The sequence below is a fragment of the Roseibium sp. RKSG952 genome, from assembly GCF_009711355.1.
On sequence record NZ_SMMF01000925.1, the window covers coordinates 1 to 26,703 of the forward strand.

The following is a 26,703-nucleotide window of genomic DNA, read 5'->3' on the forward strand; positions in this document are numbered from 1 at the left end:
CTTATAGGCCCCTCACCCCAACCGGTCAACGGCCTTTTTGAATTTTATTCGACAAAAGTGTGACAAACGCCCAGGGCCGGTGGATAAGGTTGAATAGTAAGGGTTTGGTAAGGCGGGAAATGGCGGAAATCTGCCGATTTCATGAAATCGCGTTTCCGAAGCCCATCAAACGCTGCCCGCCATCAACCACCAGAGTGTGGCCGGTGACATGGCGTGCCTCCAAAAAATAGCGCACCGCACCGACCACATCTGCAGGCCCGAGCCCCGGCCCGCGCGGTGTCAGCGCCTGACGTCTGTCAAAGTCTTCCTGGGATTGATCACTGGGCAGGATCAGGCCGGGGGCAATCGCGTTGACGGTCGTGCCCCGTGAACCCAATTCATAGGCCGCGAGCCGCATGGCACCGTCGAGCGCATACTTGCTGCAGAAATAGCTGAACCGGTCCGGCGAGGCCGAAGTCATCTGGGTATCGAGCATGTTGATGATGCTCCCCTCCGCCGGATAGGGGGTTTGGCGGGCAAAGGCCTGCATCAGGAAGGCGGGAGCTGCCGCATTCACATTCATCAAAAAGTGCCAGCTGCGTTCCGACAGGGTTTCAAGGTTATCCGTATCGAAGGCGCTGGCCGAGTTGACCAGAACCGAGACGGGCCCGCCGAGCGCGGCAGACGCCCTTGAAATCAAGTCACCGGCGGTCCCGGGCTCAGACAGGTCCTGTCGAATGCAGTCTGCCCGGCCGCCCTCCGCACGGATGGCATCTGCAAGGCTTTTGGCACCGGCTGAGGACGCATTGTAATGCAAGGCCATGACATAGCCGTCCCTGGCCAGACCTTCGGCAATCGCGCGGCCAAGGCGTTTGCCCGCACCGGTGACCAAGGCAATTTTCGGGTTTTCCATCACGCCCCCCCAGCTCCCATCAAGCTCGCTACTGCTGCGGCTTCAGGCAAAGTCCTGAAGATTGAGCACCGGCTGCACGCGCGGCACCTCGTGACTGCGCACCAGATTGGCCTTCGACAACACCGCAAGCGTGGCGGCACTGGTCTGGGCAACCCGGACTTCATCGCGGAACAGATAGACCGCGCCTGTCAATTGCACGGTAACGGGCCAGCCAAGCGCACGCAAACGGAAGGACTGCAGGATGCTGTCGGTCTGGTAGCGGATCCGGTCGGGTCCGTCCGGCAAATTCAGCGCAAACCCGAAGCCCGGATCGACCCACAAACGGGTCACGCCAGCGGCTTCCGCGATGGCAATGCGGTCCTTGAAGAACACCAGCTGATGGTCGAAAATATCTTCTGCAGGCGGCAGATAATCCCCCGAGCGGGCATTCTCGCCGGGCGTATAGCAAAGAACCACACCGGCCTCATGGCGGGCCACCGCTTCATAGAAGGCGGGATCATCGACCCGGCCGGTCAGATTGACAACGCCGGCGCCCGCTTCCAGCAGGGCCACTGCCACCTCCGGGTGGTAGGTCTCGACCGATACGAGGATCTTTTCCTCCGCCAATGCCGAAACCACCGGGCGCATGCGATCAATCTGCCGGTTGACCGAAACGATATCCGCAGTCTCGCCGGTGGATTCTGCACCGATATCGACCATCGCGGCCCCTTCAAGCGTCATGCGCCGTCCGCGATAGAGCGCGGCTTCAAACGTATGGCACACCGTTTCGCGATAGGTGCTGTCGGGAGAGAGGTTCAACACCCCCATCTGGTAGGTGCGGTCCTCGAAATGCTTGTTGAATTCCGGAAAGGAAAACGACCGGATGGGCGTTTCGAGTGCATCCCGGTAACGCTCCCATAGCGGCAATAGGCGATCGGCAGTAATCATCAAAATATCCTTTTTGTCTCAAATCATCCGGACAAGATCACACCAGTTGCCCAGTCCCTGTCCAGAAGAGTGAGGTCTCCGGGGTTCGCGGGCAGAACCGCTGCCAGATCGCTCAAGGGCCGGGACAGCCGTGGGTGTACATAGGCCGGGGCAATATCGGCGGCCGGGACCATGACGAACCGGCGTTCATGCATGCGGGGGTGCGGCAGGACGAGGTCCGGATCATCGCTGACCTTATCGCCAAATGTCAGAATATCGAGATCAAGCGTTCTGGGGCCCCAGCGGATCACGCGTTCCCGGTGCTGCGACTTCTCGATCTGCTGCAGCGCTGCAAGCAGTACCCTTGCGCCCAGAGCCGTTTCAAGGGCTGCCGCCGCATTCAGGTAAGGCCCCTGATTGTCCGGCCCCCCGACAGGCGCGGTCTCGTACACCGGTGACACGGCGGTTACGCGGGTGTCCGGCAAGGCGTTCAGACCGGCAAGACCTGAAAGCAGGTTGTCCATGCGGTCTCCGAGATTGGAACCGAGGGCGATCAGGGCAGGGGTCACAGGCGCGGTCTTTCTTGAAAAATCAGGTTTGGAGAGCGGCGGACCGTCAATGCGCAGAGTGCAGCATTCAGGCCCGTTGCCGGGTGATGCGTATACCGACCCCGGCAGCCTTGTCGAAAATATCCGGTTTGGTCACCCGAACCGCCACCTTCTCCGCCAACGGGTTTTGCAAGACGAAGGCGGCAACTTCCTCGGCCCATTCCTCCACAAGCTCGACATGCTCACCGGACGCGGCCTTGCCTTCAATAAACCCGACCGTATCGGCATAGGACACATACGCACCGGTCTCTTTCACGGTTTGCGCATAGCCCGACGCGGTGTGGATCTCGACGTCGAAACAGACGCGCTGTGTCCGCCCGTGCTCACTGTCCAGCACCCCGATATGGGTTTCGACAATCAGCTGCTCAATCAGAATGACATCCGGTACCGGAAAGACATGGGCAGGGCGTGGCGGCGTTTCGCCAGAAGTCATTGGATAATCCTTGGATGAAAAACGTCCGGAATGCGGTTTGGCGAGAATTAGACCAGTGCGCGGCGGGGTCAAGGGCAGCCGCCGGAGAGGACGCCATGTCTGCCCCAAAACACCTACGAAAACCGCAAACCAAGACCGGCCCCCAGACCACCGGCGGCTGCGATCACCGCAAGGCCATCGCCTTTTGCACCTAGACGATGGCTCTCGAACAGATTGACGGCTAGAATCGCGCCGGATGCACCGATGGGATGTCCGCGTGCCAATGCCCCCCCAAACGGGTTGACCACCCCCGGTGCAAACGCAAGGTCTTCAATCGTGGCCATCGCCTGCGGGGCGAAGGCTTCCATCACCTCCGCGTGGGACAAGCGCGCCCGATCAACAAAACCTCTCTCAAAAAGCCTTGCGGCGGCAGCCGTTCCGCCTTCGGCCGGCCGTGCGGGATCGACACCCGCGGACACACCACCCGTGATCTCGAGGCCTTCATGATCCGAGCGCACCAGAAGAACAGCCGCGGCAGCATCGGCTTCCACGGCAATGGTCGCCGCTGACAAGCCGGTTTCCCCGTCCCCGGAAAGCACCGGCGCGCGGTGTGCGGAACGGCCTGACAGATTGCGGGAAAAGGGGTCGATTGTGATCCCGGCCCCCTCTGGCGTGATCAGTCTCCGCTCGCGGCCCGGCTTTTCTGCAAACTCCATGGCCTTGCGATGACTGGCGACAGCAAAATCCGCCTGTTGCCCGCGTGCATAGCCCCTTGTCCGGGCAAGATCGGCTGCAGCCTCCGCCAGATCCGGATCGCGGTCAGGGCAGGGGGCAAAAGGGGGGCGCAGGTATTCTTTCGGACGCTCCTGCCGGGAAACTGGCCGGGTCATGCGGATCGGCGACCGGCTGAAGCTTTCAAGCCCCCCCGCAATCACGGCCCCGGCCGCGCCGGACCCAACAAGACGCGCGCCCCAAAGGATTGCATCCAGCCCCGAACAGCATTGGGTGTCAATCGTCATCGCCGGAACGTGGTCCGGCACACCGGCCCGCAAAGCGGCCATGCGCGCAGGATTTCCACCGCCGTAAAGCGCATTGCCCATGATGACATGATCAAGGCTTGCCGCCACAATCCCGGCATCCTGCAATAGCTGCTTGAAAACCGGAGCGGCAAGCTCGTCAGCCTGAAGGGATTTGAAGGCACCGCCGCGTGGCACAACCGGCGTCCGGCCCGCAGCAATCATCCGCACTCCGGAAATCCCGCTCATGCGGCCCCTCTGGACGAGAGCGTCGCGATCAGCTCGTGTTCGATCCGCTTGAGGTCGGTTTTTCCGCCCGGTGTCAGCGGCCACTCCTCCCGGACAACGAAATGAGAGGGAACCTTTGCCCGTCCGATCCGCTCCGCGCAAAACACCTGCAAGTCCGGAATGTCGACCGGCGCGCGCAAGAGCAAGGCCGCCACGGGACGGGCCCCACGCACAGGGTCGGCAACACCGAACACCGCGACATGCTCGACGGCGGGATGGCGCGCAAGACAGCGTTCGATTTCTTCCGGGTAGATATTGAGCCCTGCTGACAGCATCATCCGGTTTTCACGGCCCTCGACAAACAGGAAGCCGTCCGGATCAAGAACGCCCCGGTCGCCAACCGAAAGCCAGCCGTCCCGCCATTCGGCTGCACCCGCACCGCAGATATATCCGGAAAACAGCAGGTCGCTTTTGACAAGGATCCGTCCCGGGGTACCGGCCGGAACCGGGTGCCCGTCCGCATCGCGGATGGAAACAGCAACTCCGGGCGCGGGCTTGCCGACCGACCCTTCGGGAACAGCACCGTCAAAGGTCGCGATTGCAACAAAGCTTGTTTCCGATGCGCCGTAGAATTCGGCGAACCGGGTATCAGGAATCAGCTCCTGAAGTGCAGCCCGGTCGGCATCGTCCCATTTCGCCCCGCTTGCCATGATCAAACGCGGAGGGCGTGGATCGGACATCCGCTCAAGGGTTTTGGCGAGATAATGAAGCTGGGTGGGTGTTGCGTAATACACCGCCGCAGCGGCACGCGTCATGTCTTCGGCCAGTTGCCGGGGCCGGAAAGCGTCATGAAGAGCAAGGGCAGCCCCGGCTTCCAGAGCCTGAACAGCGCCATAAAGATGAAGCGAGTGGTGCAGCGATCCGGCGATGAAGACGGTGTCGCCGGGGCCAATGCCGAAGACCGCGTCCGACAGGGCAAAACTGGCTGTCCAGGACTTGTGATCGCGGATATAGCCCTTTGGCACCCCGGTCGAGCCTGAGGTGAACCCGGCATAAAACAGATCGTTCGGGGCAGGTGTTCCGGAAAGGGCAACGCCTGATGCGGACTTGAACCCGGGCATCCGCCAAACCGGTGCATCAATGACAAGCGCCAGATCGATGTTTTCAAGAACCGCGCGGTATTGCGCTTGCGGCCAGTCCGGATTGATCAGGACAGCCACACATCGGGCGCGGGCACAGGCAAAAAAGGCGATCAATGCGTCGGCTGGATCAGCCAGAGCCACTCCGATCAGGGCGCCGGGCACATGATTTTCACCAAGATGGTCCGAAAAAGCCGAAACTTCGAGGAACAATGACCTTCGGCTCCAGGATCTGGAGCCCAGGACCAGCGCGGTCTCATCAGGCCGGAGCCGGGCATGATGATCAAGCCCGGCACCAACAAATGACCGGAGATCTGGCCCCAAGGGCTGCATCAGGCGCGCGAAACCAAAGCGCCGGGCAATCCGCGTGCGACCGTTTGCGCCACCACCGCAGCAATCGCCACCTTGATCAGGTCACCGGGGATGTAGACCGCGCTGCCGATCAAGGCCTTGCTGAAGGACAGGTCGGCCATGAGGACGAGGCCCGGAATTCCGAACAGATAGACCACGCCAATGCCGCCGACGACAGAGGAAATCGCCGCTGAAGGCAAAACGGCAAGCGATTTCGTGCGCTGCATGATCAGCCCGGTCACAAAGGCCCCGATCGGCCAGCCGATTAGGAAACCGACCGATGCGCCGGCGAACACGCCAAGACCGCCCCGGCCGCCTGCAAGCAGCGGAGCACCAAGCGCAACAAGGAACAATAGCAACAAGACAGCCAAACCACCACGGACCGGCCCGAGCATCACACCCGCGAGCATCACGCCAAGTGTTTGTGCGGTAATCGGCACCCCGCCAAGAAAGGGAATGGCAACCGGCGGCAACAAGCCAAGCGCTGCAATCAAGGCCGCGTAGAAGGCGATTTGTACGATAGAACGATCTGTCATTTCCGAATTACCATCCCTTTATTATTTGCTGGCGCTTGCAGGCGCGCCCATCGCTTTCTTTCGATCTGTTTTTCGATTGGAGCCATCCCCCGGGCCCCTCCACGGGCCGTCAGCGCCTCGGCAACGTTTTCCGACATGCGCAGGGACTGGAGGGCAAAGGGCGCAATCAACCGCCAATGTCCGCGCCGTCCGCCGCGTGCGCGAAAACTGTCCGCAAGGCTTGCATATACCGACATCAGGACCGGCGCAAATCTCAGGACGAGGGCCACCGCCAATGCGGGTGTTCTGGGGGATCCGCCGAACCAGGAAAGCGGCCGGAACAAGGGTTGCACCGCATCCATCATGTCGTCCATGCGCGTCGTCACCGACACGAAATTCGCCAGAAGCACCATGGCCGCCAGCCGCATGAGAACAACAAAACCGGCTTCCCAGGTTCCCGAAAGGCCATGCAGTCCCAGGATTATGGCAAAGAAGAACAACAACGGTTTCAAAAGCAGGATCTGCCTCAGGCCGTCGCGCCCCAGGGAGCCGTAAAGCCCCAGTGTTGCGGCCACACTGCCACCGAGCAGGAGCGGGCTTTCCTGCGGAAACAGAAAAACACTCACCACAGCAAGCGTAACCAGTTTCAGACGGGCAGGCAGCCGGTGTGCCCAGGTCTCGCGCTGAAGGTAGACCGAAATCAAAGGGCTTCTCCGGTCATCTCCTGCCCCGCGCGGCGTTCGACATCGACCACAAAGGCCGGGAGAACATCGCCGGGCGCACTGTCCATCCGGATATCGCCATCCTCGATCCAGAGGATCCGGTCGAAGCCTTCCAGAAACGACAAGTCATGGCTGATCATCAGGATTTTCTGATCAAGCGCGTTGATTCGTTGCAGGATCTTCCGGCTCGCCAGTCCGTCGAGACTTGCCATCGGTTCGTCCAGAATCAGAACCTTCGGGTTCATCACCAGCACCGCCAGAATGCAGATCAGCTGCTTTTGCCCTTCCGACAGCTCCGCAAACGGCCTTTCGGCAAGAGCGGCACAGCCATGACTTGCCAGGAACGCCCGGGCCTTATCCTGTGCCGGCAGCTTGTCCTCGCCGAGCTGACGCAGCCCGAAAGCGATTTCCTCGGCAACCGTCGGAAAGATCGCCTGATGATCCGGGTTTTGAAACACAAACCCGATATGCCGGGGCAGTTCCGCCGCGACCTCGTCCAAAGGCGCGCCGAATATGCTGACATCGCCACTGTCCGCCCGGCGCAAACCGTTGATCAGCCGCACGAAGGAACTCTTGCCGGACCCGTTCAGCCCCACAACGCCGATACGCTTTTCGGACAGGGACAGGCTGATGTCCTTCAGCACGTCCTTGCCGCCAAGCGACAGGCTGACCTTGTCGAAGCGGGCATAGGTCTCGTGCTCCGGATCGATCGGGGCTGCTGTGTTCTTGCGGCGGAAGGAGTGCCAGAGTGTCATGCCATTTCGTTCGGGGTCGGCGGTTGATCGAATGGCCCGCTTATTCACGGCCGCACCACACTTGTCAAAGCCTCAATAGGTAGAGCTTACCCAACGGGTCCATAATCTCCGGGCACCAGGCAAGCGTGAGTGTCCAGCATGGCAGCCACCCGGTCGATGCCGAAACGGAATTTCTGATCATCGGCAACAGACCCGAATGTCAGGCGCATGAACCCTGCGGACCGGAGCGCATTGACCTGAAAATGCCGGGCGGCCAGCACGCCGACGCCTTGCTGGCGCAGGCTTGCCTCCAGAACATCCGCGTCAAGGCTATCCGGCAGCGCCAGCCATCCGAACACCTTGTTTTCGGCGGTTTGAAGCCGGTCCTCGCCGAGGCGTTCGACCACATAGGCAAACCGGCTGCGATTGGACCAGCGTTTTTTCTCGATTGTCTTCATGAGCGACCCGTCGCGGATCCAGCCCGAAATCAGCTCCGCCGTGATCGGCGAGGCCATCCATGTGCTTTCCCCGATCCGGTTGCGCACTGCAGTTCCGTTCTTGGCCGGAACATGCACAAAACCGATCCGGCTGCCCGGCGAGATCAGTTTGGAAATGCTGGCGATCGACCCGGTGCATTCGGGCGCGAGCGCGCCGAAGCCGGGAGGCAAATCGGTAATGAACGGCGAATAGGGATCGTCCTCAATGATTGCGAGCCCGTATTTGCGGACCGTTTCCACCAGAGCGGCCCGTTCATCCAAAGTCATCGTGTGCGTCGTCGGGTTTTGCATGTTCGGCATGAGGAACACGCCCCTGACATTGTCCTGAACCGCCGCCCGTGCCAGCGCGTCCGGATCCATCGCCAGAAACGCGCCCGTTTCCGACCGGCTTGCCGGAACCGGCACCAGCCGTAACCCCAGATGCGGGGCGGATGTCAGGATCGACGGATAGGTGAATGCATCTACCGCAATCGCGTCACCGGGCCGGAACAGGGATTGCAACAGCACCTGTATCCCGTGCTGCGCGCCACAGGTGATCGCGATCTGGTCCGGATTGGCCTCCAGCCCGAACCGGCCGAACAGATAGGCTCCGGTCTCCCGGTGGGTGCGCAGACCTTCGGACGGTACGAAGCCGTTCAAGCGGTCAATGCCGGAGGTCCGGGCCAGCCGGACGAGCCCGCTGCCCAGATCCGGGTTGAGGTGAGGATAGGCAAAATTGCGCGCAAGATCGATCTCGCCGTCCTCTTCTTCGTCACGCGGGATCAGGGGAGAAATCGGCTGGCTTTCCGGCGCGACATAGGTTCCGCGGCCGGTTTCGCCGCGCAAAAGCCGCCGCCGCTCCGCTTCCCTGTAGGCACGCGTCACCGTTCCGAGCGTGACCCCCAGCTGGTAGGCAAGTTCGCGCTGCGGCGGCAAGCGTTCGCCACGCTTCAGCACACCGGACTGGATATCGGTTTCAATGGCATCGGCAATGGCAAGGTAGATCGGCCCGCCTGATGCCTCGAGATTTGGCACCCATATTGTCATGGTGACAATAAATACATTGACCCAATAAAAAATGCAAACAATCTAGAAAACACCTTAATTGTATCGATTGTGTGCATCATGGATCTCTCAACGCTTGCAGCCTTTGCTGTCTTTGTCATCATCATGACCGGAACACCGGGACCGGGAAATCTGACCTTCATGGCGATTGGCGCCGCGTCCGGATACCGGACCGCCTTTCCGGTCATCATCGCTTCTCAGATCGGCTCCATTCCGCTCAAGCTCCTTGTGGCCTATGGGCTCGGCCACTTCATGGCGGAAGGCGGACTGATTGTTACCGTTTTCAAGGTGCTGAGCATGGGATACATGACCTACCTCGCCTGGCGCATTATTTCGCTCAGCATCAGTCCGAAAGGAAGTGTTGCCCTGCCGAGTTTCTGGGAAGGACTGTTAATTCATCCCCTAAGCCCGAAGACATGGGCCATGTGTTTGGTCGCTTTTTCCACCTTTTTGGCCGGCAACAGCTTGAGCATTCACGAGAATGCCCTCGTTTTAGCCACTGGCTTCACACTCGGCGGCCTCGTGTTCCATTCGCTATGGGCCCTTGTCGGAGCCTCGATCCTTGCGGTCTTGGGAGAGGGTGCTGTCCTGCGCACGGTCACCGTCGTCATGGCCATCGGCATGCTGGCAGCAACGCTGTGGGCGATGCTTCTGTAACCAAGTGCGGATCATCTGGACCGAGTGTCCAATTCGCAAGTCAACTTGTCATTCAGGGACCGGCTGCATTCATAGCCGGTCTCGAACCCGATATCCTTCGCAAGGTGCGGCGGCAACCGTCTCATGTCCTGAACCTTGCGCCGTCCGGTCTTGGTTCCAAAGCCGAACAATGCAGCGATACGGCCAAGCAAATTGACACCATGCGAATGCTGCAAGGGGGTGGATGGGGCGCAATTATCTATGTGTGCCATTGGTGTTCTCCATTTTCGGTTGCTCCCAATCTGGGGAAAATGGAGAACAGGTTCCAACTAAAAGAAGCGCACCATCCATAAGGTGGATTTATCACAATCAAGATCAGCGCGAGGGCCGGATCTCCTGAAAGCCATGATTTCCGGCGGCTCAGACCCTTTGCGCAACCTCAACGCGCACACGGCTTGGCCAAAGGGCAAGCAGAAGCCCGGCCAATGCGGTAAACGCCGTCAGGCCCAGAACCAGCCAGCCCGTATCATCGACCGAAGGCACCAGTCCGACCAGGAAACCGGACAGGGGCAAGGTGATATTGTTAAACAGGATCGCCAGCCCCGTCGTCTTGCCGTAATCCTCCGGCGGAATGATCTTTTGACGCGCTGTTCGAATATAGACGTTGAACATGCTGTCAAAGCCCAGAACCAGGCAATACCCGGCCAGATAGACCCAATATTGCTCCGCCAATCCCGTTATCAGTCCCCCAAGGACTAGGGCACTAAAGGATATCAGTCCGATCCGGTTCACTCCGAGGCGGCTCACCCCGGTCAGAACAAGGACCGTAAACGTCACAACAGCGCCAGCCGATTGCAGCAGGGCATAAAGGCCATCGGATTTTTGCAAGTAGCCTGTCACGACGCTTGCGGAGGTCGCCAGTGTCACGCCGAACACGAGATTGACCAGCGAGGTCAGCGCGATGATCCGCTTCAACCCCGGCAAATGCAGGATATGCGTCATCGCGCGCCGGTAAGGCAGGCTCCAATGCCCCTGTGACGGGCGCACCGGCTTGATCTTGTGACCATCTTTCCGGCTCCACAGGATCAGGAAGATATCGGCCAGAAAAAACAGGGTGCCGCTGACCGCCACCACGATTTCCCAGCCGAACCAGCCAAACAGGGCCGCCGCCAGAAACGGTCCGAGCACGATACACGCCTGATCCACGGTCTGGGCAAAGGACTGGACCTTGGAAAAGGCCACGTTTTCAAAGATCTGCGGCAGCATCACTTCCCGCGCCATGAAGCCCTGGGTCGTCAGCAGGCCACAAATGGCGGAAATCGCAACAATCCAGCCGACATGCCCGAACAGGTAAGCGCCACCAAGCCCCGCCAGGCAAATGGCCGCCCGCCCGGCCTGACTGATCCGGCTCAGGACAATCGGCGAAAACCGGTCCGACAACACGCCGCATACGGGAAAAAACAGGACCCGCGGCAGGGTTTCAGCCGCAAAGGCCAGCCCCGACAGGGACACGCTGCCCGTGGTCTGGAACACCACGAGTGGAACAACAAACAGGAGTAGCTGGTCTCCGAGCCGGGACCCGAACATTGAAGAGAAAAACAGGATGACAGAAGGGTTCATGTGTGATCGCATGCTGGAGTTGCGAAAACCGGCAAGTGGCCCCGCAGATTACGCGAGGTACCGCCGGGCTTTCGCTTGACCCGGGCCAAACTCCACGAGACGGTTCTGGAACACCAACAAAAAGAACGCTAAAATCGATAAGCCCTGCTTATAATACGATAAGAGAGACATGCGCCAGCCACTCCCCCCCTTGACCGCAATCCGGGCTTTCGAGGCAGTTTCCCGCCATTTGAACTTCACCAAGGCCGGTGAGGAGCTCGGGATGACGCAGGCGGCGGTCAGTTATCAAATCCGCGCCCTTGAGGAAAAACTCGGGTTCCCGGTTTTCACCCGCAAGGCGCGGCAGATCGAACTGACAGAAAACGGAAAGCAATTGTCCCAGAAGGTAATCGACGCCTTTGAAACCCTCAGGGACACCTTCGATGATGTGCGCAAGAACAATGACTGCCAGCTCGTCGTCACCAGCAACACGACCTTCGCGCTGAACTGGCTCGCCTCCCGTCTGACCCATTTTCAAATGGAGAACCCGGATCTGGCGGTGCGCATCATTCCCTATGGCACGCTGGAACGGCCGGAATTCATCAATTCGGACATTGCGATTTCGGCCTGCTATGCGCCGCCCAAGGACTGGTGCAGATACCGTTTGGTATCGGCCAGCTTCACACCGCTCCTCAGTCCGCAATTGGCAGACTCAATTGGCGGCATTCAAACACCCGAAGACCTTCTGAAACTCCCACTGATCGATCCGGGTGATCATTGGTGGAAACTCTGGTTCGCCAAGGCGGGTCTGCCTGATGTCGATCTTAGCGGACGTCCCGATTCGCGGATGGGCTCGCAGGCACTTGAAGCCAACCGTGCCATTGCCGGGCAGGGCGTCGGCATTCTGACACCCTATTTTTCCAGGCAGGCGCTTGAAACCGGCCTTTTGATCCAGCCTTTCGATATCGTTGGCAAGATTGAAGAGGAATCCTGGTACTTGAGCTACCGGCCGGTCCACAAACACGCAAGGAAGGTTCGCCGCTTCCGAGACTGGATGCTCGGCGAGCTGAAAAAAGACGGAGCCCTGGCGGAACAACACGCCGAAGATTTGCAACCGGCCTGACAAGTCAGGCCGGCGCATGACGCTTTACTGCGTGAACACGATCGTCTTGTTGCCGACGATCATCACGCGGCTTTCGAGATGAAATTTCACGGCCCTCGCCAGCACGCGGGATTCGATGTCGCGGCCGCGCGCCACGAAATCGTCGGCAGACAGGGAATGGCTGACGCGCTCGGCGTCTTGCTCAATGATCGGGCCTTCGTCCAGATCCGGTGTGACGTAATGCGCGGTCGCGCCGATCATCTTGACCCCGCGCTGGTGCGCCTGGTGGTAGGGCTTCGCGCCCTTGAAGCTCGGCAGGAACGAGTGGTGAATGTTGATCACCTTGCCGAACAAACGCTTGGACAGGGTGTCGGACAAGACTTGCATGTAGCGCGCCAGAACAACCAGATCCGCGCCCGTTTCCTTCACGAGCCCGAGCAGTTTTTCCTCCTGTTCGGCCTTGTTTTCCTTGTTCACCGGCCAGTGGTGATAGGGAATGCCCTCGATTTCGGCGGTCCGGCGGCTGTCCGGGTGGTTGGACACAATGGCGGCCACATCCGCGTCCAGCCAGCCGACGCGGATCTGATACAGAAGATGCAGCATGGCGTGATCGAACTTCGACACCATGATGATGATTTTCGGGCGCTGCGCGCTGTCGGTCAGCGACGTCTTCAGGTCAAACCGGTTGATCGCAGGCTCGATCGCCTTGTGAACCATCTCCCGCGTGACATTTTCCGGGGTCAGGATCGCAATGCGCATGAAAAAGCGGTTCGACACCTGATCCCAGAACTGATCACTTTCGGCGATATTGGCCCCCAGATCGGCCAGCTCCGTGGTGACGGCGGCAACGATACCGGGGCGGTCCTCACAGGACAGCGTCAGGACATAGTGGCGGTTAGACACAAGCAAGTCTCCAAAATGCGCCCGGCACCGGCTGGCCCGGGATGTTCAAGTCTTCAGATTTTCAATGAGTTGGCGTTAGTTCAGGGCACTGACCAGATCCCGCACACGGTCCGCATTGTCGCGCGCAAGCGAGCCGTCGCGGTTCCAGAGGCCGTTCTCGAAGCCAATCCGTGCCTTGCCGCCTCGCTTGACAGCCTCTACCAGACAGTCGGTTTCCCGCCGGCCGAACGCACACACCGCCCAATCGGCCGCCCAACTGTCCCGGGTCTTCTCCAGTTCCTCCAGGAACGGCTCAAGGTCGGAAGGCGCACTTTCCTGATTATCCTTGTAGCGCCCCAGAACAAACAGGATCTGATGGTCGGTTCCCGGAACGGCCTTGGAAGCAATCAGCTCCGACAGGCGCGTCAGGTCATCGCTGCTGTAAAGAATGTGCTGCACTGCAATCCCCGTCTCCCGCGCCCAGCCGTAGAAGGCCGATGCACGCACCAGATCCCCGTCCGACAGCATCTCCGCAACCGAGATTGAAACGGATTGGGGCACCACGTCGCGCACCAGCTGGCGCTGGTCCCGCGGACTGTATTTTCCAACAGCTTCGGTGGTGATCTGGACCTGCATTTGCGGCACTGCAGCATTCATTTCCGACAAGAGATCCAGATAGAGCACCGGATCAAGCACATGGGCACCGGTCTTGTCACGGACATGGGCATGCAGACCGTCCGCGCCCGCCTCGAAGCAGGCAAGAGCTGCATCGACCGTCTCTGAAACGGTCAAAGGCAGGGCCGGATGATCAGCCTTGGTCCTGCGGGCCCCGTTCGGGGCAACCATGATTTTCGGCAGGGGCGGCAAGGAAGGATCGCGCGCCATCGGATCAAAACACCGTCTTGAAGGCTGCGGCGAGTTTATCGGTCACTTCGCCGATCTGGGCCTCGGTCATGATAAAGGGGGGCGCAAGAAGAACATGATCGCCCCTGACACCATCAATGGTACCGCCCATGGGATAGCAGGCCAGACCGGCCTCGAACGCAGCCTTTTTCAGGGCCTTGTTGATCCCTTTCTTCGGATCGAAGGGAGCTTTGGAGGCTCGGTCCTCGACGATTTCAAGACCGCGGAACAGCCCACGGCCCCGAATGTCCCCGACATGAGGATGCTGGCCAAAGCGATCTCGCAAGGCATCATCGAGCTTTTCGCCCATCGGCGCGACCCGTTGACCGACTTCGCCAGTGAGCTTGGTCAGGACAGCGAGTGCGGCCGCGCAAGCCGTCGGGTGACCGATATAGGTGTGGCCATGCTGGAAAAAGCCGGACCCGCTCTCGATCGCTTCATAGATGTCGGCGGAGCACAACATCGCGCCAATCGGCTGGTAACCGGCCCCGAGCCCCTTGGCAATGCACAGGATATCTGCGGTGACCCCATCCTGTTCACAGGCAAACAGGGTCCCGGTCCGGCCCATGCCGCACATCACTTCATCAAGAATGAGCAGGATGCCGTAATGGTCACAGATCTCGCGGATCCGCTTGAAATAGCCCTCCACCGGCGGCACGGCCCCGGCGGTCGCCCCCACCACCGGCTCCGCAACGAAGGCCATGACATTCTCCGGCCCAAGGCGCCGGATTTCCGTCTCCAGTTCGTTGGCAACACGCTGGCCATACTCGAAGGCCGTTTCGCTCTCCAGCCGGTCCCGATATTCATAACAAGGCGCAACATGCGAGGTTTCGATCATCATCGGCGCAAAGGGTTCGCGGCGCCACAGGTTGCCACCGGTCGCCAGTGCCCCCAGCGTGTTGCCGTGATAACTCTGGCGCCGGGCAATCACCCTGTGGCGCGAGGTCTCGCCCTTTTCGAGAAAATACTGGCGCGCCAGTTTCAGCGCGGCCTCCATCGCCTCAGACCCGCCGGAGACGAAATAGACCCGGTCAAGACCCTCGGGCGCATGTTCGATCAGGAGGCCGGCAAGCTGTTCTGCCGGTTCTGATGTGAAGAAGCCGGTATGCGCAAAGGCAATCCTGCCGATTTGCGCCTGGATCGCTTCCGTGACCTCGGGATCACCATGTCCAAGACAGGACACGGCGGCCCCGCCGGACCCATCGAAATACTTTTTTCCATTTGAATCAATAATATAGCATCCATCACCGGCAACAGCGACGGGAGGATTGGCTTTGGTGTGGCGCGGAAAAACGTGAGACATGGCCCTGATGACCCTCGGGTCTGGTTTTGTTCTGACAGCTGAGACGCTCAGCAAAAAAGGCCTACACCGATGTTTCAGCCGTTTCCAGTGTCCTTTCGCGCCGTTTGCGCCTCATAAAGACGACGAAATCGCACTATCCACCGCCGTTGGGGCATCGCACACAAGCGTTAACCCTGTTTCTCATGAGTTTTTTAATCAATTTTGACGATTTTCGGCGCAAAGGACTAACCGATTGAGACGGATTGATGTTTACGCGCGCGGTACGAGTAGCTCTGGTGATCGGCCTGTGTCTGGGGCTTGCCGGATGCGGAACCTATGCGGGCGTCACCGGTCTTGGCTGGATGACGGGATCGCATAATTCCATCGAATATGATGACACGTCCTGGTGCGTGCCGCGCAAGCTCAAGAAGGTGCTGAACCGGGTCGCAAAGCGCTATGGCAAGGTCCAAGTCCACTCCACGAAACGCTGGTGGCTTGAGAACTGGTGGAAGGGCGGTTCCCGGAATTCCTATCACCTGAACTGCCGTGCGGTCGATTTCTCGGTCAACGCCAGTCCGTCTTCGGTCCTTGCCTTCCTGAAGGCGCAGCCGGAGGTTGGAGGTTACAAATACTATTCCTCCGGCCACTTCCACATCGACACCGGCCCGCGCCGGACCTGGTAGACAGGGACGTTATTTCAACTCGTCCATTTCCAGCGCCGTTTCCCAGGACACCGGATCAAAGCCGATAAAGTTCTTGGCGGCCGCTTCGACAATCGGGCGCTTGATGACCGAAGGGTTGTCCAGCATGACCGCCATCGCGCTTTCGGCATCGCTGACACTGTCCTTGATCTCGTCGTCCAGCTTGCGCCAGGTGGTGCCACGCTTGTTCAGGACCGTGTCCCAGCCAAACTCCTTGACGAAGGCGCGCAGCTTGTCTGCATCGACACCGTCCTTCTTGTAGTCATGGAAGGTGTAGTCAATCCCCGCGTCCTCGAGGAACTTCCGCGCCTTCTTGACCGTGTCGCAATTCCTGATTCCGTAAACAATCATCTGTCGCTGCCTTCTCCTTAATGTGCCTTTCTAAGATCAAGACGCATGCCGGGTTTCAAGGTCAAACAGGTTGTGACTTCAGTTTTGCGCTTGATTTCCATTGGAAACCAAGCCACGCATGACCCGAAATGCGCGGCACTGGCCGCCTCACCGGTTCCGATTATCCGTTCATGACTAATGCTGCGCCCAATTCCCTCCGTTTCATGACCCGGCTCACAAGGCGGCTGGAGATCGGCAACTGGCAACAGAAACTGCGGCTCTGGAGCGGACTGGCCCTGTTCGCATTCTGCCTGTCTCATTTCACCAATCATGCACTCGGGATCATCTCCATCGAAGCAATGGATCGCGGGTCGGTCTACCACTACGCGCTTTGGCACAACACCGCGGGATTGGCGTTTCTGGGTCTGGCGGCGTTCACCCATATGTCCCTCGCCCTCTACAAGGCTTCCACCCGGCGCACCTTCAAGATGCCGGCATGGGAATTCCTGCAGTTGGCGCTCGGACTTTACATTCCCTGGACACTGATCCCCCATGTGGTCGCAACGCTTGGTCTCTACAATGCCCATGACCTGGCGCCGACCTACCAGCGTCTTCTGGCACAGCTGTGGCCGCAGGGGGCCATCATGCAGTCCGTTCTGCTTCTTGTGGTCTGGACCCACGCAATGACCGGCCTGCATTTCTGGCTGAGGATTTACCGGGTTTACCGGAAACTGCGCGCACCAGCCCTGAGCTTTGCCGTCGGATTTCCCCTGCTCGCCCTGTGGGGCTGGATCGAAGGCGCCCGCCGTCATGCAGCCAATGACGCCTATACACTACCCGTCACACAAGCCCATGTGGATTGGCTCTACACAACCTCCGGCCAGATCCGCGCAATTGTCTACGGCCTTATCATTTGCAGCCTTGTGGTGGTGGTGTTCCGTCTGATCTCCGACGCGCTCCAGCGGCGGATCAAGGTCACATATCCCGGCAACAAGGTGGTCCAGACTGTTCCGGGGCCATCGCTTCTCGAAATCAGCCGGATGAGCGGTATCCCTCATGCCGCCGTTTGCGGCGGACGCGCCCGTTGCTCGACTTGCCGGATCAAGGTCACGGGCGGCGCGGATGCATTGCCCGTGCCGGGCAGTGCGGAACAGGCCGTCCTGCAACGCATCGGGGCTGATGAAACAATCCGGCTGGCCTGCCAGATCCGCCCGCAGGCCGATCTCGAAGTTCAGCCACTCGTCCCCGCGCAAGCCCGGGATGTGGAACGGACCGGAGGCGGAGACGCCTATTATTGGGGCGTCGAACAGGCCGTGACGATCATGTTCGTCGACCTGCGAAATTTCACCGGAATTACAGAAAAGAACCTCTCCTACGATGTCGTCTTCCTGCTGAACCGCTACCTGAGCGGCGTCTCCGACGTGATCAGCGCCGAGGGCGGATATGTCGACAAGTTCATCGGCGATGGTGTGATGGCGATTTTCGGCATGCAGACCGGCGCGCAAACCGGTGCACGTCAAGCGCTGAGGGCCGCAATCCGGATCCGGAAGGTCCAGGACGACATCAATGCCGGCCGCGGGCCCCAGTTTCCCGATCCTTTCCGTTTGGGGGTGGGATTGCATGCCGGAACAGCGATCCTGGGACGTATCGGCGCGGCGGGATCCGGCAATCATAAGTCCGCGATCACGGCACTTGGCGATGCGGTCAACACCGCCAGCCGGCTGGAGACGGAAAACAAGGCACATGGCGCGTTTCTGACCGCATCGGACGATGTCTTCAAAACCGCCGATATGGGGGGACCTGACTTCCCGGCCTTTGAAATCACATTGCGCGGCAAGTCGAAACCACTCAAGTTCTATTCCTTTGAAGATATTGAAGATTTGGCCATTCCAGCTTAGTCTGCCCTGTCTTTTGCGGAGCAATGGAGGTGGGTGTGCAGGTGAAGTTGACGCCTCGGGAAATGCTAGAACGGCTGGTGGCCTTTGACACGGTGTCACACAAATCCAATCTGGACCTGATCGCCTTTGTCGAGGACTATCTGGCGGAGCATGGCGTTGAGACCCGCCGGGTTTACAATGACGATGGCGACAAGGCGGCCTTGCATGCCGTTATCGGGCCGAAAGTCGACGGCGGCGTGGTCCTGTCGGCCCATACCGACGTTGTACCGGTCGCGGGCCAGAACTGGGACACCGATCCGTTCCGGCTGACCGAAAAGGATGGCCGTCTTTATGGCCGCGGATCCGCCGACATGAAGGGGTTTGCCGCAACCGTGCTGGCGCATGTGCCGCACTTTCTCGCCAGCGACCTCAAACAGCCGATCCACATCGCCTTGTCCTATGATGAGGAAGTCGGCTGCCTCGGCGCACCTCGCATGATTGAGGACATGATCTCAAGCGGCCCCAGACCCGCGACGGCGATCGTCGGCGAACCCAGCCTGATGAAGACCGTCACCGGACACAAGGGAGTCACTGTCTTGAAAACGAGGATCAAAGGCTTTCCCGTTCATTCCAGCAAGTTGGATCAAGGTGTCTCCGCGATCTCGGTCGCAGCCCGGCTGATCTCATGGCTCGATGGCAAGACAGCCGAAAACAAGGCAAAGGCCTCACCGGATTGTCTTTTCGATCCGCCTTACACCACGCTGCATTCCGGCATGATCTCGGGCGGCAGTGCCCACAACATCACAGCCGAACACTGTGAATTCGTCACCGATATTCGAACGCTGCCGGAAGAAACCTGTGAAGACTGGCATGCCCGATACAAGAATTTCATCACAACCGAAGTCTTGCCGGCCATGCGGGCGGTTTCGCCCGACTGCCAGGTGAACATTGACGTGGCGGCCAACGTCCCGGCCTTGAAACCGGAGCAAAACGGTGCCGCCGAGCAGTTCGTGCGCTCGATAACCGGTGACAACAGCGAAAACGCCGTGGTCTTCGCGACGGAAGGTGGCCAATTTCAAGCCGCCAGTATATCTACAGTTGTATGCGGGCCAGGATCCATTCTTCAGGCGCATCAGGCCAACGAGTACATCGAAATCACCGAAATCGAGAAGTGTTCCCGGTTCTTGATGAAGCTGGCCGGTCGCCTTGCATAATAAAACGATGATCAGCGCCCGGAGCTATTGCGATAAACCGTTAATCGTTTCAAACTAAATGTCTAAGGAGGACTACCTATAAGGTCCTCCAGATTCCTGCTCCACAGGAACTATATATAAAATGTGAGGGGTAAATGGCTCATAAACTGATCGCGGCAGCAACGGCCGCATTTGCAGCCGGTTTGGCTGCATCGAGTGTACAGGCAGAAACACTCAAATTTGCCTTTCAAGGATCGCTGAACGCACTTGATCCTTACAGCCTGAACGAGACGTTCACGCTCTCGGCTCTGGGCAATGCTTATGAAGGCCTGACCCGCCGCGGCAAAAACCTGGAAATCGAGCCGGGACTTGCGGAAAGCTGGGAAGTCGTCGAGCCGAACCGCTGGCGCTTCCATTTGCGCGAAGGTGTCAAGTTCCACAACGGCAACGATTTCACAGCCGAGGACGTGGCCTTCTCGGTTGACCGTGTTCGTTCGGAAGGCTCCGATCTCCGGACATACGTTAATCCCGATGTAAAAGTCGAAATTATCGACGACTACACTGTCGATTTTGTTTTACCCGGCCCCAATCCGATCCTGCATTACGAGTGGGACAACCTCTTCATTATGGACAAGGAGTGGACCGAAGCCAACGACGCGGTAAAGGTGACCTCGGCTTCCGACACCACGCCAAACTACGCGGCGCTCCACGCCAACGGCACCGGCCCCTTCAAGATCGTCAGCCACGAACCGGGCGTCAAAACCGTCTACGAGCCATTCGACGGCTGGTGGGACACGCCGGAACACAACCTGACAAAGGTCGAGTTCACGCCAATTGCTTCAGATGCCACCCGCGTGGCTGCCCTGCTGTCGGGCGAACTGGACATGGTCTATCCGATCCCGGTTCAGGACATCCGCCGCGTCAACGGCAACAGCGGCACCTCCGCCCTGACCGGGCCGGAACTGCGCACCATTCACCTTGGAATGGACCAGATGCGCGACGAGCTGCTTTATTCCGATGTCGAGGGCGCCAACCCGTTCAAGGACAAGCGCGTTCGTCAGGCGGTTTATCAGGCCATTGATGTGGAGGCGATTAAGCAGAAGATCATGCGCGATCTGGCCACCCCGGCATCGCTCCTGATCTCTCCGTTCCTCTATGAGCGCGCGGGTGAAGTTGAGCGCTACCCTTATGACGTTGATGCCGCCAAGGCCCTGATGGAAGAAGCGGGCTACGCGGATGGCTTCACGGTCAGCATGGACTGCCCGAACGACCGCTATGTCAACGACGAAGCGATTTGCCAGGCCGTGGCTGCGATGCTCGCACGCATCAACATCAAGGTCGATCTGGTTGCGCAGCCGAAGGCAAAATATTTTGCCAAGGTGCTCGCATCCGGCGGGTTTGACACCTCGTTCTATCTGCTCGGCTGGACCCCCGGCTCCTTCGACAGCTGGAACATTCTGGAAAACCTGATCCAGTGCCGCGATGAAGCCGGCAAGGGCGGCGCCTTCAACCTGGGTGGCTATTGCAATCCGGAAGTGGACGCCTTGAAGGACAAGATCCTGAGCGAAAACGATCCCGAGACCCGCAATGAACTGATTTATCAGGCCTACAAGCTCGCCCATGATGACGTGTCCCACATTCCGCTGCATCAGCAGGGATTGGCCTGGGGCATTTCCGACAAGCTGGACGTTGCCCAGCGTGCGGATAACCAGTTCAAGTTCCGGTTCGTGACCAAGAACTGATGATGCAACGCGTCTCCGGCTTCTGGCCGGAGGCGCATACTGTCCCATCACAACGATAAAAAGAGCCGATATGATTGGTTTTGCAATACGCCGCCTGGCTCAGGCGGTGGTTGTCATGTTCGTGGTTGCGCTTCTGGCCTTCACCCTGTTCCGCTTTGTCGGGGACCCGGTCAACCAGATGGTCGGGGTTGAGACCTCGCTGGAACAGCGCGAGGCCTTGCGCGAAAGCCTCGGACTGAACGATCCGATGCCGGTGCAGTTTGCCCGGTTCATTTCGAACGCCGTGCGGTTCGATTTCGGAACCTCCTACCAGTTCCGCCAGCCTGTTTCCGATCTCTTTGCAAAACGCATCCCGGCGACACTGGAACTGAGTTTCACATCGGCTCTTTTTGCACTTCTGGCCGGCGTGCCCATGGGGGTCTATGCGGGCCTCAACCGCGAATCCGCCCTGTCGAAGTTTTTCCTGTCCGTCTCCCTGATCGGTATATCCCTCCCGACCTTCCTGATCGGGATCTTGCTGATTTTCGTCTTTTCGGTGAACCTTCAATGGCTGCCGAGTTTCGGCCGGGGCGAAACCGTCCAGATCGGCGACTGGTGGACAACCGGCTTCCTAACGGTCTCCGGGCTCAAAGCCCTTGTATTGCCGTCGATCACCCTCGGGCTCTACCAGATGACCCTGATCATGCGGCTCATCCGTGCCGAAATGCTGGAGGTGATCCGCACCGATTACATCAAGTTTGCAAAGGCACGCGGCCTGCCCGACCGGCTCGTCCATTTCCGCCATGCGCTGAAGAACACACTCGTGCCGGTCATTACCATCACCGGCCTGCAACTTGGCTCGATCATCGCGTTTGCCACGATTACGGAAACCGTTTTCCAGTGGCCGGGAATGGGGCTGATGTTCCTGCAGGCTGTGCAAAATGTCGACATCCCGATCATGTCCGCCTACCTGCTACTGACCGCTTTCCTGTTCGTTGCGATCAATTTCATCGTCGACATCCTCTATTTCCTGATCGACCCGCGCTTGCGGGCCGGGCGCACCTGAAGGGAGGCGTGACATGACCGATATCCCAAGCAAGGCTGCGCCCGTGGCCAAAGGCCCGCTGACCCGGTTCCTCGACAGCGACCTGTTCCACTCCTTCCTGAAATCCAAGGTGACGGTCGCTGCGGCTACCGGAACGCTAATCCTGTTTCTGGTTGCCATTCTCGCCCCCTGGATCGCTCCGCACGACCCGTTCGACCTCGCGTCGATCTCGATCATGGATGCCCGTGTCCCGCCGGTCTGGATGGACTATGCCGACCCGCGCTTTTTGCTCGGCACCGATGATCAGGGCCGCGATCTCCTGTCCGGCATCTTCTATGGCATGCGGATTTCGCTGATTGTCGGCTTCTGCTCGGTGATCGCAGCCGCAATCCTCGGCATTTCCCTTGGTTTGGTCGCCGGGTACATGGGCGGCCGTGTCGATGCCGTCATCATGCGGATCGCCGATGTCCAGCTGACCTTCCCGGCCATTCTGATCGCCCTTCTGATCGACGGCGCCGCACGCGGCATCTTCGGGTCGCTCGACCGGGAAGTGTTCTCCTTCTACATCCTGATCTTCGCGCTGGCCCTGTCCTTTTGGGTGCAGTACGCAAGAACCGTGCGCGGCTCGACCATGGTGGAGAAGAACAAGGAATATGTGCAGGCCGCCCGCGTGATCGGCATCCCCTCCGTGATCATCATGGTCCGGCATATCCTGCCCAATGTAATGGGCCCGGTTCTGGTGATCGCGACGATCAACCTCGCGCTGGCGATTGTGACCGAGGCGACCCTGTCCTTTCTTGGTGTCGGCATGCCGCCCACCCAGCCGTCACTCGGCACGCTGATCGCGATCGGCAACGACTTCCTGTATTCCGGCGAATGGTGGATCGCGATTTTCCCGGGCCTGGCGCTGGCGCTTCTGGTGCTCAACGTCAATCTCCTGGGCGACTGGCTGCGCGATGCCCTCAATCCGAAGCTGCGGTGATCCCATGAGCGTTCTTGATATCCGTGATCTCAGGGTCGAATTTCCCGGCCGCAAATCAACCTTTGTTGCAGTCGAAGGCGTCACCCTTGAGGTCGAGGCCGGAAAAATTCTCGGCGTCGTTGGCGAATCCGGTGCGGGCAAATCGACCGTCGGCAACGCCGTGATCGGCCTTCTGCAGGAACCCGGCCGCATTGCCAGCGGAGAGGTTTATCTCCACGGCCAGCGCATCGATACCTTGACGGAAAAGCAGAAACGGCACATGCGCGGGCGGAAGATCGGCATGATCTTTCAGGACCCGCTGACCTCGCTCGATCCGCTGCAAACGGTCGAGTCCCAGCTTGTTGAAACCATCCGCACGCATCTGCCCCTGTCTGCAAGACAGGCCCGCGAGAGGGCAATCGAGCTGATCGACGCGGTCGGCATACCGCATCCGGAAGAGCGGATTTCCCAATACCCGCACCAGTTTTCCGGCGGCATGCGCCAGCGTGTCGTGATTGCGCTTGCGCTTTGTGCGGAACCGGAACTGGTCATTGCAGACGAACCGACGACGGCTCTGGACGTTTCCATTCAGGCCCAGATCCTGGACCTGATGAAAAAGCTCTGCACCGAGCGCAATGTCGCCATGCTGGTCATCACCCACGACATGGGCGTGATTGCCGACATCACCGATCATGTTGCGGTGATGTACCGGGGCGAACTGGTGGAATATGGCGAGACCACCCAGGTGCTCGGCGCACCGCGCCACGCCTACACCCAAAGCCTGATTTCGGCGGTTCCCCGGCCCGATATCCGCGTCAACCGGTTCCCGGTGGTCGACTATATCGAAAAGGCGGGCAAACCGACGCGCCAGATCGATATCTCGACCCACTGGCTCGGGAAAGCACGCGATTACCAGAGTGCCGGGGGGCCTCTGGTCCGCATCCGCGATCTCGACATGCGTTTTGAAACCCGCGGATCAATGATCCCTTCGCGCCGGAAGTATTTCGATGCGGTCAGGAACGTCAGCTTCGACATCCATGAAGGCGAGACCTTCGGGGTCGTGGGAGAAAGCGGATCGGGCAAATCCACAATCGCGCGGATCATCACCGGCCTTTATCATCCAAGCGGCGGCTCCATCAGCTTTGCCGGCACCGAACTGACGGCCCTGAAGAACCGCAAGCAGGTGCTGGCCATGCGCCGGCAGATGCAGATGATCTTTCAGGATCCCTATTCCTCGCTGAACTCCCGGATGCGGGTGCGGGACATCATCGCCGAGCCGATCAAGTTTCACAAACTGGCCTCAAGCAATTGGGAGGTTCGCCAGATCGTCGATGATCTGCTTGATCATGTCGGGCTGGGTGCGATGGCGGGCAGCAAGTTCCCGCACGAGTTTTCCGGCGGGCAGCGCCAGCGCATCTCGATTGCCCGGGCCCTTGCGACCCGGCCCCGGTTCCTGTTGTGTGACGAACCGACATCCGCGCTTGATGTCTCGATCCAGGCCCAGATCCTCAATCTACTGAAAGACCTTCAGGAAGAACTCGGCCTGACAATGATGTTCATCAGCCACGACCTCGCGGTGATCCGGCAAATGTGCAATCGCGTCGGCGTGATGAAGAACGGCGAGTTGTGCGAGGTGGCCGACTGCGACCAGCTGTTTGAAAACCCGCAGCATGACTACACCAAACATCTGCTCAAATTGATGCCGTCGATGGAACTGCTGTCACGGGCCAATCTGGCACCGGCATGAGCGGGCAGGACAAAAGCCTTTGAAAAGATAAAGGGAGCCCGATAGCGGATCGCAAATCCAAATTGTCAGACCGACCTGGGACCGGCAGTGGGAAACCCTCTCCCGCCAGTCACACGTTTGCAGCAGAGATACATGGCTCATGGCCTTGGAATGGTTCTGGAACCCGAAGTCGAGTCCCAGGATGTGGCTCAAAAAAGTGGACTTCCGCGCGACAATCCCTAAATCGGATGAAAAGATCCGCAAAAGGCTGGCGGGTGCGGATTTTTCTTGACGGTTACGTAAACGGCATGCTTGAAACGGAATGAACGGGGCGCGATCGCCTCACTGGTAGGGAGAAGAACAATGTCCTTGGAACAACTCACTGAAAGCGTCCGCTCGAAAGTTACCGGCGGTGGTATCGATGAAAGCGTGAAGTTCGACCTCGGCGATGCCGGCAAGATCTTTATTCAGGGCTCGACTGTGAGCAACGAAGACGCCGATGCAGATTGCACCGTCACCATGTCCGCAGAAGATTTCAGCGAGATGATGGCCGGCGACCTGAACCCGACCGCGGCCTTCATGGGCGGCAAGATGAAGGTCGATGGCGACATGAGCGTTGCCATGAAGCTGAGCACCATCGTCTGATTCAAATTTCGGACATTCGGATTTCGAAAGCGCCGGCTATTTGGCCGGCGTTTTTTTATTGACCTATAGGGACTTTCAATAGGATTCATAGGATTTGCCGAATGTAACTCCCATATCGATGCAAAACGAGGCAGGAGACGTCCGATGGAAACCATTGAAAAGCGCCGTGACCGGTTCAAGGCCCTTCATTCCGACCGCCGGGCATTTCTCATGCCCAATCCGTTCGATATCGGCTCCACCCGAATTCTGGAAGGACTGGGCTTCGAAGCTGTTGCCACCACCAGCGCAGGCCACGCCTTTACACTGGGCTGCAAGGATGTCGAGGGCTGGATTACCCGGGATCTGGCTCTTGCCCACGCCCAGGAGATCATCGGCGCAACCACCTTGCCGGTCAATGGTGACCTCGAAAACGGGTTCGGTGATGCACCTGAAGACGTCGCGGAAACGATCAAGGGTGCCATTGAAGTCGGTCTGGCAGGCTGCTCGATTGAGGACTATACCGGCGATCCCAAACAACCATTTTATGACCGTGAATTGGCCGTCGAACGGATCAAGGCCGCAGTTGATGTCAAAAACCGGCTCGCTCCGAATTTTGTTCTGACCGCGCGAAGTGAAGCCCCGATCCAGTCCGGGCATGAACTCGAAGAAGCGGCCACGCGGCTCAAGGCCTACCACGCAGCAGGTGCGGACTGTATTTATGCTCCGGATCTTGCCGAAAAAGACCAGATCGAGACCATCGTCAGAGCAATTGACGCCCCCTTGAACATTCTGGCGAGCCGGCGGAAGTTCCACATGACCCGCAAGGAACTGGCAGATATCGGCGTCGCGCGCGTTTCTATTGGAGCGGGGCTTGCGCGGATCGCCTATGGCGCTTTCATGGCTGCGGCAGAAGACATCAAGGGCGGAGGTTCCTTCGGGTGTTTCGACCGCGCTTCCAGGTACACGGCCTTTGATGCCTTCCTGAAGACCCGGATCTGAAGGATAGCCGCAATCCCCGTCCTCGGGGCGCCCGGACGAAAGCTGACGGAAAGGCTGG

27 protein-coding genes are annotated in these 26,703 nt (G+C 59.3%); 11 read left to right on the forward strand and 16 right to left on the reverse strand.

The window, feature by feature from the left end; translation table 11 throughout:
* Positions 1-139: 139 nt before the first annotated feature.
* The 10 genes from E1297_RS22750 to E1297_RS22795 all read right to left on the reverse strand — a co-directional run bounded on the left by E1297_RS22750 (position 140) and on the right by E1297_RS22795 (position 9,034).
* Positions 140-892 carry an SDR family oxidoreductase gene (locus tag E1297_RS22750; protein ID WP_155142576.1) on the reverse strand — a complete coding sequence of 251 codons (753 nt, stop codon included), beginning with the start codon at positions 890-892 and terminating at the stop codon, positions 140-142.
* A 42-nt stretch (positions 893-934) separates the two neighbouring features.
* Entirely contained in the window at positions 935-1,819 is an 885-nt protein-coding gene (locus E1297_RS22755) for a dihydropteroate synthase (RefSeq protein WP_155142578.1), read from the reverse strand.
* Positions 1,820-1,842: 23 nt separating this feature from the next.
* The gene (folK, locus tag E1297_RS22760) at positions 1,843-2,367 is read right to left on the reverse strand and encodes a 2-amino-4-hydroxy-6-hydroxymethyldihydropteridine diphosphokinase (RefSeq protein ID WP_368669648.1); all 525 of its coding nucleotides are present in this window, start codon (positions 2,365-2,367) and stop codon (positions 1,843-1,845) included.
* Between the two features lie 67 nt (positions 2,368-2,434).
* Complete coding sequence (locus E1297_RS22765; RefSeq protein ID WP_155142582.1) at positions 2,435-2,839, reverse strand: dihydroneopterin aldolase; 405 nt, start codon at positions 2,837-2,839, stop codon at positions 2,435-2,437.
* Positions 2,840-2,952: 113 nt separating this feature from the next.
* Entirely contained in the window at positions 2,953-4,083 is a 1,131-nt protein-coding gene (locus E1297_RS22770; RefSeq protein ID WP_155142584.1) for a thiolase family protein, read from the reverse strand.
* Entirely contained in the window at positions 4,080-5,534 is a 1,455-nt protein-coding gene (locus tag E1297_RS22775; RefSeq protein WP_155142587.1) for a class I adenylate-forming enzyme family protein, read from the reverse strand. The genes E1297_RS22770 and E1297_RS22775 overlap by 4 nt, the downstream gene beginning before the upstream one ends.
* The gene (locus E1297_RS22780) at positions 5,534-6,088 is read right to left on the reverse strand and encodes a biotin transporter BioY (RefSeq protein WP_155142589.1); all 555 of its coding nucleotides are present in this window, start codon (positions 6,086-6,088) and stop codon (positions 5,534-5,536) included. The genes E1297_RS22775 and E1297_RS22780 overlap by 1 nt, the downstream gene beginning before the upstream one ends.
* Positions 6,085-6,771: an energy-coupling factor transporter transmembrane protein EcfT gene (locus E1297_RS22785; RefSeq protein ID WP_155142591.1), complete on the reverse strand. Its 687-nt coding sequence runs from the start codon at positions 6,769-6,771 to the stop codon at positions 6,085-6,087. The genes E1297_RS22780 and E1297_RS22785 overlap by 4 nt, the downstream gene beginning before the upstream one ends.
* Complete coding sequence (locus tag E1297_RS22790; RefSeq protein WP_155142593.1) at positions 6,768-7,544, reverse strand: energy-coupling factor ABC transporter ATP-binding protein; 777 nt, start codon at positions 7,542-7,544, stop codon at positions 6,768-6,770. Before E1297_RS22790 ends, E1297_RS22785 begins: the two co-directional genes overlap by 4 nt.
* An 86-nt stretch (positions 7,545-7,630) precedes the next feature.
* Entirely contained in the window at positions 7,631-9,034 is a 1,404-nt protein-coding gene (locus E1297_RS22795) for a PLP-dependent aminotransferase family protein (RefSeq protein ID WP_209015940.1), read from the reverse strand.
* A 90-nt stretch (positions 9,035-9,124) separates the two neighbouring features.
* On the opposite strand from E1297_RS22795, the gene E1297_RS22800 reads away from it, so the two are divergent.
* Positions 9,125-9,721, forward strand: coding sequence for a LysE family translocator (locus tag E1297_RS22800; protein ID WP_155142596.1), 597 nt, complete (start codon positions 9,125-9,127; stop codon positions 9,719-9,721).
* Positions 9,722-9,732: 11 nt separating this feature from the next.
* Here the strand turns inward: E1297_RS22800 and E1297_RS22805 are convergent, their stop codons facing one another.
* Together E1297_RS22805 and E1297_RS22810 are read right to left on the reverse strand one after the other, a co-directional pair.
* On the reverse strand, positions 9,733-9,972 hold the full coding sequence (locus E1297_RS22805) for a hypothetical protein (protein ID WP_155142598.1): 240 nt from the start codon (positions 9,970-9,972) through the stop codon (positions 9,733-9,735).
* Positions 9,973-10,120: 148 nt separating this feature from the next.
* On the reverse strand, positions 10,121-11,320 hold the full coding sequence (locus E1297_RS22810; RefSeq protein WP_155142600.1) for an MFS transporter: 1,200 nt from the start codon (positions 11,318-11,320) through the stop codon (positions 10,121-10,123).
* Positions 11,321-11,489: 169 nt separating this feature from the next.
* On the opposite strand from E1297_RS22810, the gene E1297_RS22815 reads away from it, so the two are divergent.
* Positions 11,490-12,422, forward strand: a complete 933-nt coding sequence (locus tag E1297_RS22815; RefSeq protein ID WP_155142602.1) for a LysR family transcriptional regulator — start codon at positions 11,490-11,492, stop codon at positions 12,420-12,422.
* 24 nt (positions 12,423-12,446) lie between these two features.
* Here the strand turns inward: E1297_RS22815 and purU are convergent, their stop codons facing one another.
* The 3 genes from purU to E1297_RS22830 all read right to left on the reverse strand — a co-directional run bounded on the left by purU (position 12,447) and on the right by E1297_RS22830 (position 15,489).
* Positions 12,447-13,304, reverse strand: coding sequence for a formyltetrahydrofolate deformylase (gene purU, locus E1297_RS22820; protein ID WP_368669649.1), 858 nt, complete (start codon positions 13,302-13,304; stop codon positions 12,447-12,449).
* A gap of 75 nt (positions 13,305-13,379) precedes the next feature.
* Entirely contained in the window at positions 13,380-14,168 is a 789-nt protein-coding gene (locus E1297_RS22825; RefSeq protein ID WP_196223388.1) for a 3-keto-5-aminohexanoate cleavage protein, read from the reverse strand.
* 4 nt (positions 14,169-14,172) lie between these two features.
* Positions 14,173-15,489 (reverse strand): aspartate aminotransferase family protein, encoded by a 1,317-nt coding sequence (locus tag E1297_RS22830; protein WP_155142605.1) that lies wholly within the window; start codon positions 15,487-15,489, stop codon positions 14,173-14,175.
* Positions 15,490-15,734: 245 nt separating this feature from the next.
* Between E1297_RS22830 and E1297_RS22835 the strand changes: the two genes are divergently transcribed.
* Positions 15,735-16,151, forward strand: coding sequence for a D-Ala-D-Ala carboxypeptidase family metallohydrolase (locus E1297_RS22835; protein WP_155142606.1), 417 nt, complete (start codon positions 15,735-15,737; stop codon positions 16,149-16,151).
* A 9-nt stretch (positions 16,152-16,160) separates the two neighbouring features.
* Here E1297_RS22835 and E1297_RS22840 read toward each other — a convergent pair whose 3' ends face one another.
* On the reverse strand, positions 16,161-16,520 hold the full coding sequence (locus tag E1297_RS22840) for an ArsC family reductase (RefSeq protein ID WP_155142607.1): 360 nt from the start codon (positions 16,518-16,520) through the stop codon (positions 16,161-16,163).
* Between the two features lie 128 nt (positions 16,521-16,648).
* Between E1297_RS22840 and E1297_RS22845 the strand changes: the two genes are divergently transcribed.
* The 8 genes from E1297_RS22845 (at position 16,649) to E1297_RS22880 (ending at position 26,645) form a co-directional block, all read left to right on the forward strand.
* Positions 16,649-18,397: an adenylate/guanylate cyclase domain-containing protein gene (locus E1297_RS22845; protein ID WP_209015941.1), complete on the forward strand. Its 1,749-nt coding sequence runs from the start codon at positions 16,649-16,651 to the stop codon at positions 18,395-18,397.
* 41 nt (positions 18,398-18,438) lie between these two features.
* Positions 18,439-19,590, forward strand: a complete 1,152-nt coding sequence (gene argE / locus E1297_RS22850) for an acetylornithine deacetylase (RefSeq protein ID WP_368669650.1) — start codon at positions 18,439-18,441, stop codon at positions 19,588-19,590.
* Positions 19,591-19,724: 134 nt separating this feature from the next.
* Complete coding sequence (locus tag E1297_RS22855; protein WP_155142608.1) at positions 19,725-21,311, forward strand: ABC transporter substrate-binding protein; 1,587 nt, start codon at positions 19,725-19,727, stop codon at positions 21,309-21,311.
* Between the two features lie 70 nt (positions 21,312-21,381).
* Positions 21,382-22,356: an ABC transporter permease gene (locus tag E1297_RS22860; RefSeq protein ID WP_155142609.1), complete on the forward strand. Its 975-nt coding sequence runs from the start codon at positions 21,382-21,384 to the stop codon at positions 22,354-22,356.
* Between the two features lie 13 nt (positions 22,357-22,369).
* Entirely contained in the window at positions 22,370-23,317 is a 948-nt protein-coding gene (locus E1297_RS22865) for an ABC transporter permease (RefSeq protein WP_155142610.1), read from the forward strand.
* Between the two features lie 4 nt (positions 23,318-23,321).
* The gene (locus tag E1297_RS22870; RefSeq protein WP_155142611.1) at positions 23,322-25,043 is read left to right on the forward strand and encodes an ABC transporter ATP-binding protein; all 1,722 of its coding nucleotides are present in this window, start codon (positions 23,322-23,324) and stop codon (positions 25,041-25,043) included.
* Between the two features lie 342 nt (positions 25,044-25,385).
* Entirely contained in the window at positions 25,386-25,667 is a 282-nt protein-coding gene (locus E1297_RS22875) for an SCP2 sterol-binding domain-containing protein (RefSeq protein ID WP_155142612.1), read from the forward strand.
* A 144-nt stretch (positions 25,668-25,811) separates the two neighbouring features.
* On the forward strand, positions 25,812-26,645 hold the full coding sequence (locus E1297_RS22880) for an oxaloacetate decarboxylase (protein WP_155142613.1): 834 nt from the start codon (positions 25,812-25,814) through the stop codon (positions 26,643-26,645).
* Positions 26,646-26,703 lie beyond the last annotated feature (58 nt).

What these genes read in the sequence shown, in the direction of transcription:
- E1297_RS22815 (WP_155142602.1), top strand. Translation starts at nt 11,490, where the DNA reads ATGCGCCAGCCACTCCCCCCCTTGACCGCAATCCGGGCTTTCGAGGCA.
- E1297_RS22875 (WP_155142612.1), top strand. Translation starts at nt 25,386, where the DNA reads ATGTCCTTGGAACAACTCACTGAAAGCGTCCGCTCGAAAGTTACCGGC.
- E1297_RS22855 (WP_155142608.1), top strand. Translation starts at nt 19,725, where the DNA reads ATGGCTCATAAACTGATCGCGGCAGCAACGGCCGCATTTGCAGCCGGT.
- E1297_RS22800 (WP_155142596.1), top strand. Translation starts at nt 9,125, where the DNA reads ATGGATCTCTCAACGCTTGCAGCCTTTGCTGTCTTTGTCATCATCATG.
- E1297_RS22750 (WP_155142576.1), bottom strand. Translation starts at nt 892, where the DNA reads ATGGAAAACCCGAAAATTGCCTTGGTCACCGGTGCGGGCAAACGCCTT.
- E1297_RS22835 (WP_155142606.1), top strand. Translation starts at nt 15,735, where the DNA reads ATGTTTACGCGCGCGGTACGAGTAGCTCTGGTGATCGGCCTGTGTCTG.
- E1297_RS22830 (WP_155142605.1), bottom strand. Translation starts at nt 15,489, where the DNA reads ATGTCTCACGTTTTTCCGCGCCACACCAAAGCCAATCCTCCCGTCGCT.
- E1297_RS22805 (WP_155142598.1), bottom strand. Translation starts at nt 9,972, where the DNA reads ATGGCACACATAGATAATTGCGCCCCATCCACCCCCTTGCAGCATTCG.
- E1297_RS22840 (WP_155142607.1), bottom strand. Translation starts at nt 16,520, where the DNA reads ATGATTGTTTACGGAATCAGGAATTGCGACACGGTCAAGAAGGCGCGG.
- E1297_RS22865 (WP_155142610.1), top strand. Translation starts at nt 22,370, where the DNA reads ATGACCGATATCCCAAGCAAGGCTGCGCCCGTGGCCAAAGGCCCGCTG.
- E1297_RS22860 (WP_155142609.1), top strand. Translation starts at nt 21,382, where the DNA reads ATGATTGGTTTTGCAATACGCCGCCTGGCTCAGGCGGTGGTTGTCATG.
- E1297_RS22775 (WP_155142587.1), bottom strand. Translation starts at nt 5,534, where the DNA reads ATGCAGCCCTTGGGGCCAGATCTCCGGTCATTTGTTGGTGCCGGGCTT.
- E1297_RS22790 (WP_155142593.1), bottom strand. Translation starts at nt 7,544, where the DNA reads ATGACACTCTGGCACTCCTTCCGCCGCAAGAACACAGCAGCCCCGATC.
- E1297_RS22765 (WP_155142582.1), bottom strand. Translation starts at nt 2,839, where the DNA reads ATGACTTCTGGCGAAACGCCGCCACGCCCTGCCCATGTCTTTCCGGTA.
- E1297_RS22825 (WP_196223388.1), bottom strand. Translation starts at nt 14,168, where the DNA reads ATGGCGCGCGATCCTTCCTTGCCGCCCCTGCCGAAAATCATGGTTGCC.
- E1297_RS22810 (WP_155142600.1), bottom strand. Translation starts at nt 11,320, where the DNA reads ATGAACCCTTCTGTCATCCTGTTTTTCTCTTCAATGTTCGGGTCCCGG.
- E1297_RS22755 (WP_155142578.1), bottom strand. Translation starts at nt 1,819, where the DNA reads ATGATTACTGCCGATCGCCTATTGCCGCTATGGGAGCGTTACCGGGAT.
- E1297_RS22780 (WP_155142589.1), bottom strand. Translation starts at nt 6,088, where the DNA reads ATGACAGATCGTTCTATCGTACAAATCGCCTTCTACGCGGCCTTGATT.
- E1297_RS22770 (WP_155142584.1), bottom strand. Translation starts at nt 4,083, where the DNA reads ATGAGCGGGATTTCCGGAGTGCGGATGATTGCTGCGGGCCGGACGCCG.
- E1297_RS22870 (WP_155142611.1), top strand. Translation starts at nt 23,322, where the DNA reads ATGAGCGTTCTTGATATCCGTGATCTCAGGGTCGAATTTCCCGGCCGC.
- E1297_RS22880 (WP_155142613.1), top strand. Translation starts at nt 25,812, where the DNA reads ATGGAAACCATTGAAAAGCGCCGTGACCGGTTCAAGGCCCTTCATTCC.
- E1297_RS22845 (WP_209015941.1), top strand. Translation starts at nt 16,649, where the DNA reads ATGCGCGGCACTGGCCGCCTCACCGGTTCCGATTATCCGTTCATGACT.